Genomic DNA, 19,092 nt, shown 5'->3' on the forward strand with positions numbered 1-19,092 from the left:
TGGCATATATGTAACCAATTTGGGAATGAAATATTCTACGTCTTAAAATGACTAAAATAAGGCAATATGACAGAAATTATCAAAAAGCCTTGAAGCCTTTGTCCGAAACAGGTTATAGAATTATGTATAGACGCATTTTTCCGATTCGCATATAGTTCAAGAAGATTCGGCAAGTGTTAAGAAAATTTTATAAATATTCCTGAATAGGCAATGGGTTGTCATGTATCGATTACTTGGTTTTACTTTAGTTTTATTTGCGACTTTGATTTTTGGCGCAACAAAGAACACCGCCCAAGCCAAATATGCCTCTATTATTTTGGATGCTGAAACAGGTGAAGTATTTCATTCTGTGAATGCGGATACGCGCAATCATCCTGCATCACTCACTAAAATCATGACTCTTTACATGTTGTTTGATGCGGTGGAAAAAGGCGACTTAAAACTTACCAGTAAACTAAAAGTTTCTCGTAAAGCCTCCCAACAGCGTCCATCCAAACTTGGTTTGCGCAAAGGGACTACGATTTCAGTGGAAGACGCCATTCTTGCGCTTGTAACAAAATCAGCAAATGATGTTGCTGTTGTTGTTGCTGAAGGGCTTGGTGGTACAGAAGCAAAATTTGCAAAATCCATGACACAAAAAGCCCATTCTATGGGGATGAAGAATACATTCTTTAAGAACGCATCTGGCTTACATAAGCGTGGTCAATTATCTTCCGCACGCGATATGGCAACACTGGGTTTACGCATTCGTTCCGATTTTCCACAATTCTACCATTACTTTAGCACTTGGAAATATAAATATATGAACCGTACCTATTACAACCATAATAAGTTGCTTCGTTATTATGAAGGCACAGATGGTATTAAGACAGGTTTTACCAATGCAAGTGGGTTTAACCTTGTCGCTTCTGTTGAACGCCATGGGCGTCGTTTGCTTGGTGTTGTATTTGGAGGTCGCACCTCAAAATCCCGTAATGCCCATATGCAAAAGCTTTTAAATAAGAGCTATCATAAAATTTTAATCGCCTCTTTACGTCCACCTATGAAGCCAGAGATAAAAATGGCTGACAATGGAAAAGTGATTATTCTAGAACGTGAAACACAGATCGCTTTGGCAGACGACGTTAACGGTGAATATTTAAAATCCAAGCCCCAAAAAGAAGCGGAAACAGCCCAACTTGTTACCTCAGAAACTTTGGCTAAAGAACTAGATCAATCGGTGAAAGTCGCTGCAACAATCCCGCAAACTCCTGCATCTTCAAAGAAAACAGAACCCGTTCTTGAATCAGAAACAATATGGGCAGTCCAAGTAGGCGCATTCAGAGAGAAACGACGCGCACATCAAGCGGCAGGTTTAGCAGCAGTGCATGTCCGCTATGTCAGCAAGGACGCTAATATTCAGGTTTCAGAAATTAAAGATCTAAAAAATCGACTATACAGAGCCCGTTTAACAGGCTTAAGTGAAGTTGAGGCAAGAGAAAGCTGTCATGTTTTAACAGAAACATCACTGAGTTGTGTAATAATCCCGCCAGTTCAACCTGATCAAATTGCTATCGTAAATTAAGATAGAACCCAAAAAATTATTTAAAAATGGTAATCCCTGCCTTCTTATAAGAGCAGGGTTTTCTTTATACATAACGAATTTAAACTTACCCGCCTTAAGATTTAGGTAAATTAACAATAAAACTATTGCCTCGTTTTCCATCGACTTCTAAGGCGCTTGCCCCAGACTGACAGATAATATCTCCACCCATGACTTGGGCGTATTCACGACTAAGCGTTAATCCAATTCCTAAACCATCCACAAGGCCACGGTGGCGATCTAATCGCGCCAACGGTTCAAATATCTCCTGACCGTCCACCGGCGTCAATGGGTCCCCCTGATCAGCAACCACAATTTTTATGCCACCTGTCGTTGTCGAGGAAAGTTGAAGCAAAATTGTCTGATTGGCCCCACCATAATGAATAGCATTTGTAAGTAAGCTTGTTATAATTTGCTCAAGAACAGCCGTATCACAATTCAATGTATAATCATCAGGAATATCGAGCTTCTCTAACAAGCTAATATTTTTCTTTTCAATCAAAGATCCGAGTTTTTGCAAAGTCTCTTTGATCACTGATTTCACTTCGATATGTTGTGTATCCAGTTTTAGCTCGCCGGCTTCAATGCGGGCTAAGTCTGTCATCTGATCAACTAGTCGAGCTAAATGACGGCCGGCCCGTGTGATCGTTTCCAACTGCTGATAACGTTGCTCAGATGATACTACATCCACCTGAGCCTGCATAAGTTGACTAAAACCAACAATAGCGTTAATCGGCGTACGTAACTCATGACCTAGTTTAGAAATAAATTCAGTCTTTGCATAATTGGCAACATCAGATTCCATCTTGGCTTCTTGGATCAATTGTTCGGCGCGTCGTCGTTCCATAACACGTCCTAACTGAATACCAATATCCCTCGCGACCTCGAACAATTCGGAATCTTGTTCAATCTCGACCGCCGAGAAAAACTCCATCACTGCCACAACTTCACGCCCAACTAAAATTGGAATTGCGAAAGACCACCCCAATCCTGAACGCTTAGCAATATTCATACGACTATTGTTACTTACCTCTTCCTCCATCCGCAGAAGTTGAGGTCGACCACTTCGTAATACGTTACCTACAAGTCCCTCTCCCATATGTATATCAAATCCAGCCGAATATTCTGCTAAATCGCCATATGCCTCTAAGTCTTCTAAATAAACATTTTCTGACAAACGCATTATATCACGATGCTCACCTTTCAGCGTGAAGACCATTCCAACAGGCCAACGGAAGTGTTTTTGAATGGCATTCAGGCCAACTTTCCACGCCTCATCAATGGAGTTGGTTTCATTGGATGCCACAATAATGCGCTGTAAGAGTTGCATGAAAGCACCTTGCTTCTTCAAGGCGTCAGTCGTTTTTCTGTGACTATCAGCTTCTAACATTAAATCATGCGCAGTTCTGGATAGCTCCGTCGTACGTTCCGCAACACGATTTTCCAAATTCTCATTCACATCTTTAAGTTCTTGTTCAGCTAAATCATTTTTATAGCTTCGCTCTTTCAACTCAAACACCATTTGATTCAAACCACGTTCAAGCACCCCTAGTTCATCATGGGCGGACGCCTTTAATTTTGTTGAGTAATCACCAACCGCCACATTTTCTGCAAAGTCGGCCGCAAAACGTATACGTCTAAAAATAAAACGATGAAGGAAAATATAAATAATAAAACTCGTCAATAAGATACTAGCTAGCGCAGCAAAAACAGTTTCAATAATGATCAATTGTTTTTCTTGAGTTAAACTTGTGCTGTCGAGTTTAATATAAGCAAAAAGGAAAGGGCGTGTTGAATTCAAGGTAAATATGGGAGTGATACTTACAATTGATGTTTCATCACCTTCTTCAAGACGTATAAATTGTGGTTCCACATGGGTTGGATTAAACCAATTCAATTTAAGATGTTTAAGCTTGGAGATAGACTGCCCTAATAAAGATTTATTAAGTGAATGATAAATAGTACCATTCACACCAACAACCATACCATCGAGCAACTCATCGCCCACCAATTCTGTTAATACATCGCGATCAGAAAGTGCCGTATATTTTAACTGAGAATCTTGCAACAAAGCACCAACAGAGCGCAAACGGTTTTCAACCGTCGCATCAATTGATTTAGTTAACTGGCCGACATAAAAATACCCACCAACTGATAAAATCAACAACTGGGCTAGAACGACAATAGACAAAACCTTGAAAGTCAAACTTCCAATGAGTGAGCGTCGTTTGCCGGTTTTTAAATGAGTTTGTTCAGACATATCCCCCCCATAGAATATTTCGATGCCCTGACATCAATTATACTCATATATCTTACTGTTACTACAGCTTCCATTATTGCATAATATATAACTTAAACTACTTAAAGAAATATTGTGGCGGATTTGTCGGTGCAGGTGTTGGATAAGTCCAAGCCGCAGGCATTAATGCAGGCACATTTTCAAATCCCTGACGATAGATTCCATACCGAATTGGTGGTAAACTCACGCCAAATACATAAAACTCTTCAGCTGCAATATTCAGGATTTCTGTCATTAACCTACCTTGTTCATCCTGTGATTGCGTCTTCACAATCTGTCTATAGAGTTCCATCTGTCTTTTGACAGGCTCCGTAGGTTCTTCTGCCTTAGGGTCAGAAGGATCACGATACCAACGTGCCCAATTCACGGCTTGCACAGATTCATAATAAATAGGAAAATAAAAGATCGGAGATTGGATAACAGAAATACCACCATCCCCTCCCCAAGAAGACGCATCATGCTCGTTCAATTCTCGAGTATCATAAAATGTATGTTGTGCTAAATTACGTGCGGTTACATCTACACCGATTGCTCGCCAATCCTTTGCAACCCTTAGTAAAATTTCATAGCGATCATCCCCGACCGTATCAATAAAGAAAGACAAGCGCTTTCCATCTGGTCGACGTCGAATACCATCCTCGCCCCTTACTAACCCAAGGTCATCCAGCATTTGAGCAGCTTTCCCGGGTGTATAATCTAAATATTGTTTTGCTAGTTTTTCATTATAAAATTCAGATTCTGGTCGTGGTGCGGCCTGGAATGGCACTCCAATATTTTCGCCTGCACTTCTTATAATTGCGGCTCGATCTATGGAGATGGATAAAGCTATGCGAAAATCCTTCATATTGAAGATGTCTCTTAAAACAGGGTCCCTATGATTAAGGTTCAAAGCAATCACAGCCTTATTCATATCTGTATCAATCACACCAAAGGTATTGACTCCAGGCCAGTCTTGTGGAGACGCATTAACTTGCTCAGCAAAACTAGGCATTGCACGCGCTTGCATGTCAATTTTCCCAGCACGCGCAACGTCACGAATATCAGATTTGGATTTTACGACTTCAAAATGCAATCGATCAATGTAAGGTAATTGCAACCCGGCAGGATCTACTTTCCAGTAATAGGGATTACGTACTGCACCTAGAGGCTCATCCACTGTATGAGTGCTGTCCAGAACCCATGCATTCAAGGTAGGTAATTCTTTGTTCATCCAGCGTGTTTTATTATCAATATTTCCCGGCTCACCAAATTTAGCAACAAATTGTGCCTTCCACCCTTCAAAACCAGCTGCTTTTGCTTCCTCATCAGCATTTGGATTAAACGCCGGATGGAATTGTTTTAGATAATGCGATGGATATGAAGTTGGCTCAACACCTTCAGGGCCTGCTAAAAATTGCGTAAACAAAGCGTGAGGATGATCAAAAATAAATGCAACAGCGTGATCCACGCTTTTCTACCTTTGCTTTCTCCCCACCAGAGAAAAACCAAATATCGTCGTCCTGGCTCAAGACTGGATCCGTCGCAACATGCTCATACCAAAACATAATATCATCCGCGTCAAAGAAATCACCGTCTGACCAGCGCATCCCTGGACGTAGATAAAAGACATATTCAGTCGCATCATCATTTACAGTATAGGACTTTGCTATATTGGGGATCACACTGGTCCATTCAGGGTTCCAACGCATTAAATTTTCATATCCAATCGTGCGAATTAGCAAAGCATGATCACGACCACGTCGCATGCCCATACGCCATGTACCACCATATTTTCCGAGCATATTTGCCGGCTGCACAATCATTGGGGTTTCTGGTAATCGCTCTTCAATCGATGGTAATACCCCAGCAGCAATTTTTTCTTTTAGCATTGGTGCATCAGAAAACTCAACAGCGCCTGATACTGTCGACATAATCATAGCACTGGATATTACAGCCCATTTAATGCAAGATTGAAAAGAAAATTGCTTTGGTTCTAACAGTGGTAAATTGAGACCCATTTGACGATTCTACCTTAACCCTTAAATATTTGTATATTTATTAAATCGCCAATCCACTTATAGGTTAATATTTAACATGAGGCACATATAACTCGCAAGTAGATATAAACTTTTTCCACGACTTTACCGGAAATTCTGACATCAGAAACAATAACATTTCAACAAAAAATTGTATATTTACGATCAAAAAAAGTGTTTTTCCATCTAAAGAGGTATTCATTTACTGAATTTCGCACTAAACAAGACACAACCATTGAATGTACATAAAAATAGCAAAAGGAAAAAACATGCCAGAAATGGAAAAGCGAACCGAAAACTTAGACATTGTCATTTTGCAATTAAAAGAAAAATTCGGTGAGAGAGCTTCAACTGCCTCCTCCATTCGAGACCACCATGGTCATGGCGAAGGTTACTTTCCTTCTAACTTACCTGATATTGTTATTTTCGCAGAAACAACAGATGAGGTGTCTGAGGTCGTGAAGCTTGCAGCTGCTCATTCTATTCCAGTCATTCCATTTGGCACAGGAACTTCCTTGGAAGGTCATGTAAATGCTTTACATGGTGGAATATCTATTGACTTATCACGTATGACAAAAATTCTGGAGGTTAATCAAGAAGATCTTGATTGTCGGGTAGAAGCAGGGGTTTGTCGGATAGAACTCAACAACTATATTCGTGATACTGGCCTTTTCTTTCCGATTGACCCAGGTGCCAACGCATCAGTAGGGGGCATGTCTGCCACAAGAGCCAGCGGCACAAATGCCGTACGATACGGAACAATGAAAGAAAACGTGCTTGGCTTAACCGTTGTGACAGCTGATGGGTCTGTCATTAAAACAGGTGGACGCGCACGTAAATCAGCTGCGGGGTATGATCTCACTCGCTTATTTGTTGGTTCAGAAGGAACCTTAGGTATCATTACAGAAATCCAATTACGCCTATATGGGATACCTGAAGCCATTTCCAGTGCCGTTTGTCAATATCCAGATTTGGAATCAGCTGTAAATACAACAATCCTCACAATTCAATCCGGCATACCCGTAGCGCGAATTGAATTACTTGATGAGATACAAATGGGCGCATGTATAGATTACTCGAAGGCTGAAGGATATGAACGAAAACCTACATTATTCTTCGAATTTCATGGTTCGTCCGCTTATGTTTCTGAACAAGCAGAAGCGGTAAAGGCTATTTCAGAGGAGTTTGGCGGTAGCGCTTTCAAATGGACCAAACAACAAGAAGAAAGAAGCAAACTCTGGGAAATGCGCCATAATGCCTATTACGCTGCATGTGCACTCGCCCCGGGTAAAGTTGGCATGGCTACAGATGCGTGTGTCCCGATAAGCAAGTTGGCTGACTGTTTATTAGAAACAAAAAAAGATGTCGATGAAAGCGGTTTAATTGCCCCAATTGTAGGTCATGTCGGTGATGGGAATTTCCATCTTTCTTTACTTTTTGATCCAGATAATCCATCAGAAAAATCAATAGCCAAAGCTATTGTTGAACGGATGAACCAACGTGCTATTTCCTTTGGCGGCACCTGCACTGGCGAACATGGAATTGGTATGGGAAAGATGCATTTTATGGAGGCTGAGCACGGAAATGCAATTGATGTGATGAGATTAGTTAAACAAAGTTTGGACCCACAAAACATTATGAATCCTGGAAAAATATTGCCCGCAAATTAGCAGAGTAATAGATCATCTTCAGTTAGCATAAATGACTCTTTCATTTGGAAAAGTCACAATAACAGTAGTCCCCACACCAAGTTTACTTTGAATATCGAATTTAGCTTGGTGTGCTTCTACAAGCAACTGAACAAGGCTCAATCCTAATCCAGTACCATCATAATTCCGATTATAGGTGGAATCCACTTGCCCAAATTTTCCAAGAATTTTGGGTATATCAATTTCTGCAATCCCGATACCTGTATCTTCAATTTTGATTTCTAGATCACCATCTTGCATAGATGCTGACAACATGACTTCCCCAGCACGATCTGTAAACTTAACCGCGTTAGACGTCAGGTTCGTTACGATTTGCTTCACGCGTGTTGTATCGGCACGCAACAATGGCAAATTATCTTCGACATTTAACTTTATAACTAAGCCAGCATCATGTGCTTGTTTACTTAAAAGCCGAGTCACAGATTTAAATATCTGCTTTACATCTACTTCTTCGTCATAGAATTGCAACTGGTCAGCTTCAATTTTGGCCACATCCAAAATATCATTAATAATACTTAATAAATGCGTACCGGCAGCATGGATATCCCCCGCATATTCTTCGACTTTATCCCCACCAATGCCTATTTCACCCGACATATTTAGCAACTCAGAAAATCCAATTATTGCATTTAATGGTGTGCGAAGTTCATGGCTCATATTTGCAAGAAAATCAGATTTTGCTTTATTTGCTGTTTCTGCTTCAATACGCGCATTTATCAACTGTTTTTCAGTAATTTTCTGTCGACTTACATCCTGAATTGTCACAAGTATCTGAGTAAGTTCACCAGTCTTTTCATCAAAAATTGGTTCTGCGAGTTCATGAATATGACGTTCTTCACCTTTCATCGTTAAGATACGAACATCTAACGAATACCCTTTTTGGTTTTTCAGTGCTTTAATGAAGTTTTCTCGATATCTTTCACGGTCATCAGGATGAATAAATGTCAGTTTACCTCTTATCTGATCTGTTAACCCGAGCGCAGAATCTTGAGAGATATCAAAAATCTTAGCTGCTTCTTTCGAAATAAAATCCAACCTATTGGAAATCGTATCCCAAACCCAATACCCAACACCAGATAACTTAACCGCCTGATCATAACGCAACATCTGTTGATGAAGCTCTCGCTCAACTTCCAAAGACTTCATCACATTGCGGCCAATGCACTGAATTTCTAATAACTCGCCTTCTTCAGAGAAGCTTGCTCTATTTTTCCATTGATAAAGAACCAATTGTCCGTCTTTATCAAAGTTATGATCATATCTTACGTTAGAGTTATTTTCAGGACTTAGGTTTTTCATATCCTCGACAAATGTCCCGCGATCTGCAGGGGCAATAAACTCCAAAACGGGTTTATGAAGCACATCGTCACGTCCAAAACCTATATTTTCTATATAGCTGTTATTCACATAAATAAAATTCAGATTCCGATCCAATCGGCAAATAGCGTCATTTTGTGCTTCGGCTAATTGATCTAGATGCATACTTGTGTAACGTAACGCTTCCGCGGTTTGCGCTCGTTCATAAACCAATGAAGCCAGATTGGCCTGCCCTTCCATCAATTCCAATTCAAAGTTCGTTGGATGACGTACTTGGTCATAATACATGGCAAATGTACCAAATAGTTCTGCATCCTTTGTTAGAATGGGTTGAGACCAACACGCATGAAAACCAGTTTTCTTAACGATATCTATAAATGGAGCCCAATTCTCGCTGTTATAGACATCAGCAACAATCACACGTTTCTTATAGTAGGCTGCGACACCACATGAACCCACATTAGGGCCTATCCCAATCCCATCAACAGCATCAGAATAAAATTGTGGCATAGAGGGTGATGCTTGATCAAATAATTGTTGAGTGGAAGGGGCATAACTCAAAACCGTACATCTGACACCCGGAAAGTTTTCTTCGGTATCATGGCAAAGCTGTAAAAGAATCTCTTCTTTTTTAGCCCCTTCAACAATTTGCTGAAGAATAGCGGCACGAGATTTCAAGACTTTTTCATAGGTATACAAGCCTTCATTCCCTCCCTTATTGACGCAGCTATATCCCTTATTATTTTAGAGGTACAGATTATAGGTCAAAAATTAATAATCTTGCAAATCTTTCCGAACTATATTTTCACAATATTTGGCCATATCTTTGCGATCATCAAAATCATGCTTTGTCACAGGATCATGAAAACGCAAACGCACTTCAATACGGCCTAGACCTAGCCAATGCCAAAAGTGGTCACCCAAAGTCATATCGCCGTACCAAGCATAATAATCACGCATGCTTTCTGGCAGACGCTGACCATTAAACTTGCAATAGGTAATACTAAAAGGTTGTACCTTAATTGGCGTCTCAGTTTCAGAAAACACAGCCTCGAACAATGTTGGCTTAAAAGGGGCAACATCAGTTCCGTCCGTACTTGTTCCTTCAGGATAAACGATAAGATTTCGCCCCTGACTTAGTAACTCTGCAAATTGATTTTTTTGATCTGCAGCTCGACGGCTACGTCTTTCAATGAACACCGTCTTTCCAAGTTCTGCCAAGAAACCAAACCCTGGCCATCCACGCACCTCAGATTTCGCGACAAACCAAGCGTTTAACTCAGTTCCCATAACAGGTATATCGATATATGAAACATGGTTAGATACATACATGACATTTTTTTCATCGCACGGTTTACCTTCCCAGACCACGTCTAGCCCGCCATGCTTACACATCAGCTTATGCCAAGACTGAACATGTTTAATAGGGACATCACGTTTTATAACCGCGGGAAGATGACGTAATAAAATTAGCAACGTACCAAACAACATTCCCAAAGCACGACGAAGTGCCAAGAAAAAGCTGAACTTTACAGATGTATCCATCATATGAATCTTTCATAAATCTTGAATTTGCCGAAGCATACTGAGTTATCAAGGCATAAACAACTTTCTCTATATTGTAATTTTATGAAAGTGATTTATTGAAACTTCTTAGGAAGCTCCCTACACTTTAAGGTAATAATAAACTCATCAGGATTTGGAGAGAATTATGCGTTATTTGCATACAATGGTGCGTGTCAAAGATTTGGATGCATCCCTGAATTTCTATTGTAATCTTTTAGGACTTAAAGAAATTGATCGCCGTGATTATGAAGCAGGACGCTTCAGTTTAATTTTCTTGGCTCCCGAGGGACAAGAGGAAGCCCAAGTTGAACTTACCTATAACTGGGATACCGAAGATTATGATGGTGGTCGTAATTTTGGTCATCTCGCTTATAGCGTCGAAAACATTTATGATGCCTGTCAAAAATTTGCCGATGGCGGCGTTACGATCAATCGACCGCCACGCGATGGTCGTATGGCTTTTGTAAGATCACCCGACGGCATTTCAATAGAGCTTCTCCAAGATGGTGACGCACTAGAGCCACAAGAACCGTGGCTCTCTATGGAAAATACAGGGAACTGGTAAAAATAAAGGGAAGCAGTTGCTTCCCTTTTTCTTTTAAGACATTGCTAGCCAAATACCAACAGCAACCATAAGACTGCCAGCTATCCGGTTCATCATCTGCACATTTCCTTTTTTCTCAAGGAAATATCTTAGTGTTTTCCCACCACCCGCATAAAGAGTCATACAGAAAAATTCGCAAACCACAATCACGGTGATAATCGCAATAATTTGCCATGTAACAGGAAGTTCAGTGTTCAGGAACTTTGGTAGCAAAACCACCATAAAAGCCCAGCCTTTTGGATTGGCTATGGCGGTCATGAAGCCTTGCCATGCCAGTTCCAAACCAGACATACTTGCCTCTTTCGGGTTATCCAGATCAATAGCCATCTTACCTTTTGATCGCCACATCTGAATACCAAGCCATGCTAAATAGGCACCACCGACATATTTCACCACGGAAAATATGTCTGGATATTTCAACATGACAGCAGCCACACCAACAATTGCCGCCAAGGCAATCGCAGCAACACCAATCACCTCCCCCCACATCATCGCAAATGTACGCCGCAATCCAATAGTCATGCCAAGCGTCATTGCCAAAGTCATACACATTCCCGGTGTGATCGACACCAGAAAAAAGGTAGGTATAAACAAGGTAATTAAAGTCCAATCGACCATTTGTATCATTCCCTAAACTAAAGTCGAATTTGGCTTGTATCTGAGCTTTTCTTTTCTTGCAATCAAACATGATAGAAAACAGTTTTTCCTATTGGCAACAAACCATTGTTAGGAGTAGAACTAGTTTCATCCTCTCCTCTATCTAGGATCAAATATGTTTCAGCTACACCCTCGTCTAGAAGCCGATACGGTTCATGTGATGGACCTTCCTCTTAGTCGTGTTCTTTTATTGAAAGACGCACGTTATCCATGGGTTGTTTTGGTACCACAACGTCCAAACCTCAAAGAAATCCATCAACTTAACGATGAAGATGGCATCCAGTTATGGCGAGAAATACGCGTTTTGTCAGAGTTTATGGAAAAGAATTTTGATTGCCAGAAAGTAAATGTGGCAGCCCTTGGAAATATGGTGCCACAATTACATGTCCATATTATTGCGCGTGAAGAGGAAGATTTTGCTTGGCCCAAACCCGTATGGGCCATCGGAGATGCAGAAGAATATGATGATCAATCTTTGCGTTACCGTATAGAGTTACTGAAACAAGGGCTGAGTAATGCCTTCTGATTTCTACCGCCTATACTTATCTGACACTGATCGAAAACATCCAATCTGTGATGATCCAGAAGACCTTCTGGAAGCGGTCGATTGTAAAGCAAACAGCTTAAACGGATTAGTTATTTTAGATTGTTTTTGGCAACTTGAAGAACCGATCAAATTTTTAGCACAACTTGAAAAAGCATTAGCACCTGACGCGTCTGCTATTTTTATTGAGCCGTTACTTTCTCCGATGAGTTACGCAATTGCCAAATTGAAACATCCAAATAACCTGAATATCAAAGCCAAGCCATACAAAAATTCAGGCAAGATTAATTTTGCCACATCCAGTTTGATTTTTGACCGAATTGAAAATCGAATTCAGTTTATGAAGGAATTTCCCAACCTCACATTTGATTGTCGAGAACGCATCAATCTTTTTACCGGATGGGTGGATAATGACTCACCTTTGCTGGATAATTTATTCAAACTAGACCAACTTCTAATGCCATTTCTAGGAAATTTCGCGGCTTCCCATATGAAAGTTATTCTTCGGAAAAAGGCATAAAAGTCTTTGTTTATATGACATTGGGCCACTCAGACTCGAAGTTTTTAGTCAAGTGGCCCTGTTTTACTTCTATTTTATAGGATATTTTTAGGCCAATCTTAAAAGCTTTCTAAATTAAGGTATAAGAAGATGTCTGAAATCATCGAAACAAAGCTGAGTGTGAATTTAAACAAGGTTGCCTTGTTGCGAAATCAACGTCATGTAGGTTATCCATCTGTTGTGGATTCTGGTCGTACAATTTTAGCCGCAGGGGCCCATGGTTTAACTATTCACCCCCGCCCTGATGAAAGACATATTCGTCGCACTGATGTCTATGAGCTTGCAGACATGCTTGAAAAAGAAGGACACCGCACCCGTGGTATTGAGTTCAACATCGAAGGTAATCCTTTTGATGACTTCATGAAGCTTTGCGAAGACACACGTCCAGATCAAGCTACATTGGTGCCAGATGATCCAACCCAATCCACATCAGATCATGGATGGGATGTTGAAAAAGACCTTGAGAAACTCAAACCAATTGTCAAAGACTTACAAGCAATGGGATGTCGTGTTTCTTTGTTTATGGATCCTGATACCTCTTTAATGCCATTGGTAAAAGAAACTGGTGCTGATCGCATTGAGTTATATACGGGTCCCTATTCTGATGCATTTGACACAGGTGAGTATATAAAAACACTTAAAGACTATGCGGAAGCAGCAAAAGCCGCCCATGACTTAGGACTAGGAATCAATGCAGGACATGACCTAACCACCTTTAATCTACCTGTATTTAAATCAGCTTTACCTATGTTGGCAGAAGTATCCATTGGTCACGCCTTCATCGCGGATGCCTTATGGTTAGGTTTCGAAGATACGGTAAAAGCTTATTTGAAATCCTTGAGCTATGAAGAAAAAGCGCCTATAGCTATAGCAGGATATAAGGAACAACCCTCAAAAGTGGCTTAATTTGCGTCAGGTATTTTTATCTTTTTTAATCCTTGTGAGCTTGTATTTTACAAGCTCTTCTCTGGTCTTTGCAGAAAGCCGTGACGCTGGTCAAACAATTGTTGTTTATCTAAATGCATTTGCAGACGAGAAGCAGCTTGAAGTTAACAACCAGATCAAAGTTGGCCAAGTCTTAACAACCAAATCCAATGCCCGCTTACATGCACGTATGGTTGATGATACTGTTTTGATGCTTGGTGAAAATGCCACATTTAAAATTGATGAACTGGCATTCAACGACACGCAAGCAACAGCAAGTTTCAATATATTATCTGGTGCTTTTCGGATGGTATCAGGGAAGCTTACCAAACGACCAAATAATCAGGTTACACTGACCACTCCAATCGCAACAATAGGTATTCGCGGCACAGACTTTTGGGGAATCGTAAAGAAAGACAGCCTTTCTATCGCTCTTTTAGATGATAGTGAAATCGTTGTATTGCTTCCAACAGGCCCTGTAACCTTGAACAATCCAATGAGCCTTTTAGAATTCAAAAAAGGCGATCAACGCCCAACGCTTACTCCATTAAGTGAAGAAGCGTTAACCAGCGCAATTAAAACAATCGCTCTACCAAATTGATTTAACATTCCGTCGCAATAACTGCTAAGCAATCGCCCATTTTTACAAGTCCCGGGAAATGGCGCGACGCCATTATTCCTGCTTTCTTGGCTTTATAAACCTGAGGAGGAATTCCCGTTCGTTTAATATCATGAATGCGCGCGACAATATCACCTGCACTGACATCCTCTCCCAAATCTACGCAGATTTCTAACAATCCTTCATCTTCAGATATCATAAAGCAATTTGGATCGTGCATATCTAATTCTATAGATGGATTAAACGTTATCTCACCCGTTAATATGCCTGCATGAATAAGAAAGTTTCTAATACCTCGTTCTGCAATCGCATTAGATTTTGCCGTAGACATGCCACCACCACCAAGTTCGGTTGAAACGAAAACCTTTCCCATTTCCTCGGCGGTAGTATCATACATACCAATGCTATCCATTTCCTTCATCATCATACTATAGGGTGCATTAAAGGCTTTCATGGCCGCAACACTCGAAGCTTCTTGTTCCTTGTTATCCAAAACATGAACCGCAGCAAAAGGAACAAAATCCAATGTTTTACCCCCTGCATGAATATCGAGCACATAATCTGCAAGTGGCAAAAGATAACGTGTAATATAGTCGGCTATTTTCTCTGTCACCGTACCGTCCGGTTTTCCGGGAAAGACACGGTTCATATTGCCTTTGTCAATCGGTGATGTACGTGTACCCGCTAAAAAGGCCGGATAATTCATAGCAGGCAAGATAATCACTCGCCCCATGACATCGTCAGTTCTTAATTCTTGAGCTAACTTGAATAACGCAACAGGCCCTTCATATTCATCTCCATGATTAGCACCGGTTAACAAGACTGTTGGTCCATCACCATTTTTCACAACAGTTATAGGGATCATAATACTTCCCCAAGCGGATTGATCATGGGAATAAGGAAGTTTTAGAAAACCATGCTGAATACCACACAGATTAAAATCAATATCCGTAGAGATCGGACTATCTTTCATAAGCTTAATCCTTCACAAATAATTTGCGTTCCACATTGGCAAGACATTCGCTTCCTGTTTCAGTAATCAAGACGGTTTCTGTGATCTCAATCCCCCAATCATCAAACCATAGGCCCGGCATAAAATGAAACGTCATACCGGGTTTCAACACCGTCTTATCGCCAGCGCGTAAACTTAAGGTATGCTCTCCCCAATCAGGCGGATAGCTTAAACCAACGGAATAACCACAACGGCTATCTTTCTGAATACCGTATTTTGCAAAAGTACCAAATAATGCGCCTGCGACATCTTCTGTCATGTTTCCCGGCTTTGCCTTTTCCAACCCTGCAACAAGCCCCTCTTGCAAGGCCTGTTCAGCGTTAAGCCATGCATCATTAGGTTTACCTAAGAAAATTGTGCGGGACATGGGACAATGATAACGTTTATAGCAACCAGACAATTCAAAGAAAGTCCCTTCACCTTCACGCAACCTTCGATCATCCCAAGTTAAATGCGGGGCACTGGCCTCTTTACCTGTCGGCATTAAGGGTACAATCGCAGGGTAGTCTCCACCAAATTCTTCGGTTCCATCTAACCCTGTTTTATAGATTTCTGCGGCGAGTTCATTCTTTCGTCGCCCGACCTCAGCCAACTCAAACGTTCTTGCATGCATCTTTTCCACCAAACGGGCAGCGCGGCGCATATAAGTGATTTCCTGCTCAGATTTAATAGCCTTTTGCCAATTCACCAGATTAGTCACATCTTTGAAATTTGCATTTGGTAAATTCTTGATCAATGACTGATAACAAGCGGCAGAGAAATAGTAATTGTCCATCTCAACGCCAATTGATTTATTCCCCCATCCATAATTTTCAATCACAGTCGATAAATGATCCATTGGATGGCGTTCAGTCGACTGCACATAAGGATCGGGATAAGATAAAATATGATCATCATTCATGTAGACCGTACATCTGGCTCCATTCGCATCCATCTCGCGACCATACCAGATCGGCAATTGATCTAAACTGACAAGCACAGCCTGATGTACATAAAAAGACCAACCGTCATATCCGGTCAACCAAGCCATATTGGATGGATCACTGATGATCAGCAATTCCACACCTGCAGCCTCCATCGCCTGTCTTGTGGACGCTAGTCTTTGTGCATATTCCTCATCACTGAAACCAAAATATTTATCTGGCATAAGGCCCCCTGATTGATCTTAAGTTATTGATTGTGAGGAAGAGTATTACAAAATATTCACGTTGAATAGAAAAACCAGATCACAAGTGACTTTTCGTTTATGCCTAAAAAAAGGGGCCCCTAGAAGGCCCCTTTAATAATTAGTCAATTTGAATTTGGTATGTATTACCCCCACAAATCGCGCGGGGCAGGCTTCATAATACTACCCTCAAATTCGAAAGCGACATCACGGTCTTTGGCAATCAACAATGGGCCGTCAAGATCAACAACTTCTGCATCCTGACCAATTAAATGCGCAGGTGCCATAGCAAGGGACCCCGCCAACATACAACCGATCATCACTTGCATGTCAGCTTCACGTGCCATTTTTTGAAGTTTCAAAGCTTCGGTTAAGCCGCCAGTTTTATCCAGCTTAATATTGATCATTTCATATTTACCAACCAACTTATGGAAATCGGCACAAGCATGTGCAGATTCATCGGCACATAAAGTAATAGGATGTTCAACAGTTTTTAAAGCTTCGTCATCCGCAGATGGTAAAGGTTGTTCGATCATCTCTGCGCCATAGGCTTGTAGCTTCTCAGAAAACGGCGCCACATGATCTACAGACCAACCTTCATTCGCATCCACAATCAAACGTGTATTTGGCGCATTTTCCCGCACAGCAGCCACACGTTCCAAATCACCATCACCAGTAAGTTTTAACTTCATCAAGGGACGTTCAGCATTATCTGCGGCTTGTTTTCCCATCACTGCAGGTTCGCCCAAGGAAATCGTATAAGCCGTTGTCAGGGCAACAGGTTCTTTTCTCAAACCTGCAAGTTGCCAAACTGGTGTACCGGATTTCTTTGCCTCGAAGTCCCAAAAAGCACAATCCAAGGCATTTCTGGCTGCACATGGCTTCATACGTTCCTGTAACTCTTCACGTGTTAAACCATTTTCAACTGCGTCGCGCAGGCTTTCTAATTCAGCAATAACTGTTTCAACAGATTCGCCATAACGCGCATAAGGGACGCATTCCCCCCACCCCTTTACGCCATCCTCTTCCAATTCCACGACAACAGTCTCACAAGACGTTTTGGAACCACGGGAAATGGTAAAAGTACCAGCAATTGGCCAGCTTTCATGACGAATGGTTAATTTAGGCATGGAACTATCCTGTTCTTTATCTAAAAATCTTTATTAAAATCTATACACTCAAAACACATATAAATAAGAAAGGCCGAAGTCATCAAAAGACAACTTCGGCCTCACCTTAAAATTTAGTCAGCATAGGCCGAAGGGATTATTTTAAACCTTCGATCAAACGTGCTGCACCATGACGGAATGCATCAACGCATGGCAAACCAAGTTCAGCTTCCAATTCAGCCAAATATTTATCGGCTTCTTCATCAGAAAGCATAGATGTATTTACAGAAACACCAACGACTTTACAGTCTGGGTTAACAACACGACCCATTGTTTCGTTAACTTTAATACATTCTTGGATTGATGGCAGATTGAAATCTGGAAGGCCACGCATATGGTCACGTTCCGCAACATGGCACATTATTAACGCATCTGGTTGGGAACCATGCAACAAGCCTAAAGATACACCTGCATAAGATGCGTGGAACAAGGAGCCTTGACCTTCGATTACATCCCAATGATCTTCATCATTTGCAGGTGTTAATGTTTCAATGGAACCCGCTATAAAATCAGCAACGACCGCATCAACAGAGAAGCCATCACCAGCAATGAAGATACCTGTTTGGCCTGTGGCACGGAAAGAACATTTCATGCCAGCTTCTTTCATGGATTTTTCAACAGCTAATGCTGTGAACATCTTACCCACGGAACAATCTGTACCAACAGCCAAGATACGCTTACCAGAACGTTTAGACCCTTTTGCTACAGGATAATCTTCTGTTGGGTGACGTACATCAAACAGGTGACGACCTAATTCATCCGCTTTTACTTTAATTTCAGGAATATCTACAAGTTTATTATGTAAACCAGAAGCCACATCCATACCAAGTTCAAGAGCTTTAATAATGCTGGCTTTCCAGCTATCTGGAATAATACCACCTCGGTTTGCCACACCAATAACCAGTGTTTTCACACCGGCTGCATGTGCTTCTTCGATAGACATATCTGTCAAACCAAGATCCGCACCACAACCGTCAAGACGGAATTGCCCTAAACACCAATCAGGACGCCATTTTGCTACACCGTTTGCAACTTTTGCTGCCAATTGATCAGGCGCATCACCCAAAAACATGAGATAAGGATGTTGAATATTCATAACAGACACTCCAAAAAAGTATATTGCCCATAAACCAGCGACCAAAGAACAAAAACGTCAAAGAATTGCAATAGTCCAGATAGAGCAAATTAAATGGGCCAGTGGCAAGACCGTCGCCCCAATTCGCAATCAATTTGTGATCACATCTTAATTTTGACAACTTTCTAGCAGATGAAACTTAATTCGCCAATGAGAAAAAACGTCATTTTCCCATCATTTTCATTAAATTGGCGAAGTATTTGCATAGCTTATAGA

General features: G+C 41.1%; 17 protein-coding genes. 7 read left to right on the forward strand and 10 right to left on the reverse strand.

Going from position 1 to position 19,092, the window contains the following annotated elements:
• Positions 1 to 220 precede the first annotated feature (220 nt).
• Positions 221 to 1,564 carry a D-alanyl-D-alanine carboxypeptidase family protein gene (locus tag E1160_RS16695; protein WP_155157309.1) on the forward strand — a complete coding sequence of 448 codons (1,344 nt, stop codon included), beginning with the start codon at positions 221 to 223 and terminating at the stop codon, positions 1,562 to 1,564.
• A 94-nt stretch (positions 1,565 to 1,658) separates the two neighbouring features.
• Here the strand turns inward: E1160_RS16695 and E1160_RS16700 are convergent, their stop codons facing one another.
• From E1160_RS16700 to E1160_RS17410, 3 genes are all read right to left on the reverse strand, one after another.
• Positions 1,659 to 3,842 carry a sensor histidine kinase gene (locus E1160_RS16700; RefSeq protein ID WP_155157311.1) on the reverse strand — a complete coding sequence of 728 codons (2,184 nt, stop codon included), beginning with the start codon at positions 3,840 to 3,842 and terminating at the stop codon, positions 1,659 to 1,661.
• Between the two features lie 97 nt (positions 3,843 to 3,939).
• On the reverse strand, positions 3,940 to 5,328 hold the full coding sequence (locus E1160_RS16705; protein WP_155157313.1) for an ABC transporter substrate-binding protein: 1,389 nt from the start codon (positions 5,326 to 5,328) through the stop codon (positions 3,940 to 3,942).
• On the reverse strand, positions 5,300 to 5,791 hold the full coding sequence (locus E1160_RS17410) for an ABC transporter substrate-binding protein (protein WP_218048978.1): 492 nt from the start codon (positions 5,789 to 5,791) through the stop codon (positions 5,300 to 5,302). The genes E1160_RS16705 and E1160_RS17410 overlap by 29 nt, the downstream gene beginning before the upstream one ends.
• Positions 5,792 to 6,165: 374 nt before the next feature.
• On the opposite strand from E1160_RS17410, the gene E1160_RS16715 reads away from it, so the two are divergent.
• The gene (locus tag E1160_RS16715; protein WP_155157317.1) at positions 6,166 to 7,566 is read left to right on the forward strand and encodes an FAD-binding oxidoreductase; all 1,401 of its coding nucleotides are present in this window, start codon (positions 6,166 to 6,168) and stop codon (positions 7,564 to 7,566) included.
• Between the two features lie 18 nt (positions 7,567 to 7,584).
• Here E1160_RS16715 and E1160_RS16720 read toward each other — a convergent pair whose 3' ends face one another.
• Both E1160_RS16720 and E1160_RS16725 read right to left on the reverse strand, forming a co-directional pair.
• On the reverse strand, positions 7,585 to 9,621 hold the full coding sequence (locus E1160_RS16720; RefSeq protein ID WP_155157319.1) for an ATP-binding protein: 2,037 nt from the start codon (positions 9,619 to 9,621) through the stop codon (positions 7,585 to 7,587).
• 72 nt (positions 9,622 to 9,693) lie between these two features.
• Positions 9,694 to 10,470 (reverse strand): lysophospholipid acyltransferase family protein, encoded by a 777-nt coding sequence (locus tag E1160_RS16725; RefSeq protein WP_155157321.1) that lies wholly within the window; start codon positions 10,468 to 10,470, stop codon positions 9,694 to 9,696.
• A gap of 163 nt (positions 10,471 to 10,633) precedes the next feature.
• Between E1160_RS16725 and gloA the strand changes: the two genes are divergently transcribed.
• Positions 10,634 to 11,053 carry a lactoylglutathione lyase gene (gene gloA, locus E1160_RS16730; protein ID WP_155157323.1) on the forward strand — a complete coding sequence of 140 codons (420 nt, stop codon included), beginning with the start codon at positions 10,634 to 10,636 and terminating at the stop codon, positions 11,051 to 11,053.
• A 33-nt stretch (positions 11,054 to 11,086) separates the two neighbouring features.
• On the opposite strand, the gene E1160_RS16735 is transcribed toward gloA, so the two are convergent.
• Positions 11,087 to 11,710, reverse strand: coding sequence for a LysE family translocator (locus E1160_RS16735; protein ID WP_218048979.1), 624 nt, complete (start codon positions 11,708 to 11,710; stop codon positions 11,087 to 11,089).
• 154 nt (positions 11,711 to 11,864) lie between these two features.
• On the opposite strand from E1160_RS16735, the gene E1160_RS16740 reads away from it, so the two are divergent.
• The 4 genes from E1160_RS16740 to E1160_RS16755 all read left to right on the forward strand — a co-directional run bounded on the left by E1160_RS16740 (position 11,865) and on the right by E1160_RS16755 (position 14,377).
• On the forward strand, positions 11,865 to 12,275 hold the full coding sequence (locus E1160_RS16740) for an HIT domain-containing protein (RefSeq protein ID WP_155157327.1): 411 nt from the start codon (positions 11,865 to 11,867) through the stop codon (positions 12,273 to 12,275).
• On the forward strand, positions 12,265 to 12,813 hold the full coding sequence (locus tag E1160_RS16745) for a hypothetical protein (protein WP_155157329.1): 549 nt from the start codon (positions 12,265 to 12,267) through the stop codon (positions 12,811 to 12,813). The genes E1160_RS16740 and E1160_RS16745 overlap by 11 nt, the downstream gene beginning before the upstream one ends.
• A gap of 129 nt (positions 12,814 to 12,942) precedes the next feature.
• Entirely contained in the window at positions 12,943 to 13,758 is an 816-nt protein-coding gene (locus E1160_RS16750; RefSeq protein ID WP_155157332.1) for a pyridoxine 5'-phosphate synthase, read from the forward strand.
• A 1-nt stretch (position 13,759) separates the two neighbouring features.
• Positions 13,760 to 14,377: a FecR family protein gene (locus E1160_RS16755; RefSeq protein ID WP_155157334.1), complete on the forward strand. Its 618-nt coding sequence runs from the start codon at positions 13,760 to 13,762 to the stop codon at positions 14,375 to 14,377.
• A gap of 1 nt (position 14,378) precedes the next feature.
• Here the strand turns inward: E1160_RS16755 and doeB are convergent, their stop codons facing one another.
• From doeB to dgcN, 4 genes are all read right to left on the reverse strand, one after another.
• Positions 14,379 to 15,368, reverse strand: coding sequence for a N(2)-acetyl-L-2,4-diaminobutanoate deacetylase DoeB (gene doeB / locus E1160_RS16760; protein WP_155157336.1), 990 nt, complete (start codon positions 15,366 to 15,368; stop codon positions 14,379 to 14,381).
• A 4-nt stretch (positions 15,369 to 15,372) separates the two neighbouring features.
• Positions 15,373 to 16,554, reverse strand: a complete 1,182-nt coding sequence (doeA, locus tag E1160_RS16765; RefSeq protein ID WP_155157338.1) for an ectoine hydrolase DoeA — start codon at positions 16,552 to 16,554, stop codon at positions 15,373 to 15,375.
• 164 nt (positions 16,555 to 16,718) lie between these two features.
• On the reverse strand, positions 16,719 to 17,702 hold the full coding sequence (dgcA, locus tag E1160_RS16770) for an N-acetyl-D-Glu racemase DgcA (protein WP_155157340.1): 984 nt from the start codon (positions 17,700 to 17,702) through the stop codon (positions 16,719 to 16,721).
• Between the two features lie 136 nt (positions 17,703 to 17,838).
• Complete coding sequence (gene dgcN, locus E1160_RS16775) at positions 17,839 to 18,837, reverse strand: N-acetyltransferase DgcN (RefSeq protein WP_155157342.1); 999 nt, start codon at positions 18,835 to 18,837, stop codon at positions 17,839 to 17,841.
• Positions 18,838 to 19,092: the final 255 nt, after the last annotated feature.

The sequence above is a fragment of the Curvivirga aplysinae genome (assembly GCF_009711445.1).
Taxonomy (GTDB): domain Bacteria; phylum Pseudomonadota; class Alphaproteobacteria; order UBA8366; family Aestuariispiraceae; genus Curvivirga; species Curvivirga aplysinae.

Bases quoted from the DNA above. Each gene is read 5' to 3' on its own strand.
- E1160_RS16695 (WP_155157309.1), top strand. From the start codon at position 221: ATGTATCGATTACTTGGTTTTACTTTAGTTTTATTTGCGACTTTGATT.
- E1160_RS16700 (WP_155157311.1), bottom strand. From the start codon at position 3,842: ATGTCTGAACAAACTCATTTAAAAACCGGCAAACGACGCTCACTCATT.
- E1160_RS17410 (WP_218048978.1), bottom strand. From the start codon at position 5,791: ATGTCGACAGTATCAGGCGCTGTTGAGTTTTCTGATGCACCAATGCTA.
- E1160_RS16715 (WP_155157317.1), top strand. From the start codon at position 6,166: ATGCCAGAAATGGAAAAGCGAACCGAAAACTTAGACATTGTCATTTTG.
- E1160_RS16725 (WP_155157321.1), bottom strand. From the start codon at position 10,470: ATGATGGATACATCTGTAAAGTTCAGCTTTTTCTTGGCACTTCGTCGT.
- gloA (WP_155157323.1), top strand. From the start codon at position 10,634: ATGCGTTATTTGCATACAATGGTGCGTGTCAAAGATTTGGATGCATCC.
- E1160_RS16735 (WP_218048979.1), bottom strand. From the start codon at position 11,710: ATGGTCGATTGGACTTTAATTACCTTGTTTATACCTACCTTTTTTCTG.
- E1160_RS16740 (WP_155157327.1), top strand. From the start codon at position 11,865: ATGTTTCAGCTACACCCTCGTCTAGAAGCCGATACGGTTCATGTGATG.
- E1160_RS16745 (WP_155157329.1), top strand. From the start codon at position 12,265: ATGCCTTCTGATTTCTACCGCCTATACTTATCTGACACTGATCGAAAA.
- E1160_RS16750 (WP_155157332.1), top strand. From the start codon at position 12,943: ATGTCTGAAATCATCGAAACAAAGCTGAGTGTGAATTTAAACAAGGTT.
- doeB (WP_155157336.1), bottom strand. From the start codon at position 15,368: ATGAAAGATAGTCCGATCTCTACGGATATTGATTTTAATCTGTGTGGT.
- doeA (WP_155157338.1), bottom strand. From the start codon at position 16,554: ATGCCAGATAAATATTTTGGTTTCAGTGATGAGGAATATGCACAAAGA.
- dgcA (WP_155157340.1), bottom strand. From the start codon at position 17,702: ATGCCTAAATTAACCATTCGTCATGAAAGCTGGCCAATTGCTGGTACT.
- dgcN (WP_155157342.1), bottom strand. From the start codon at position 18,837: ATGAATATTCAACATCCTTATCTCATGTTTTTGGGTGATGCGCCTGAT.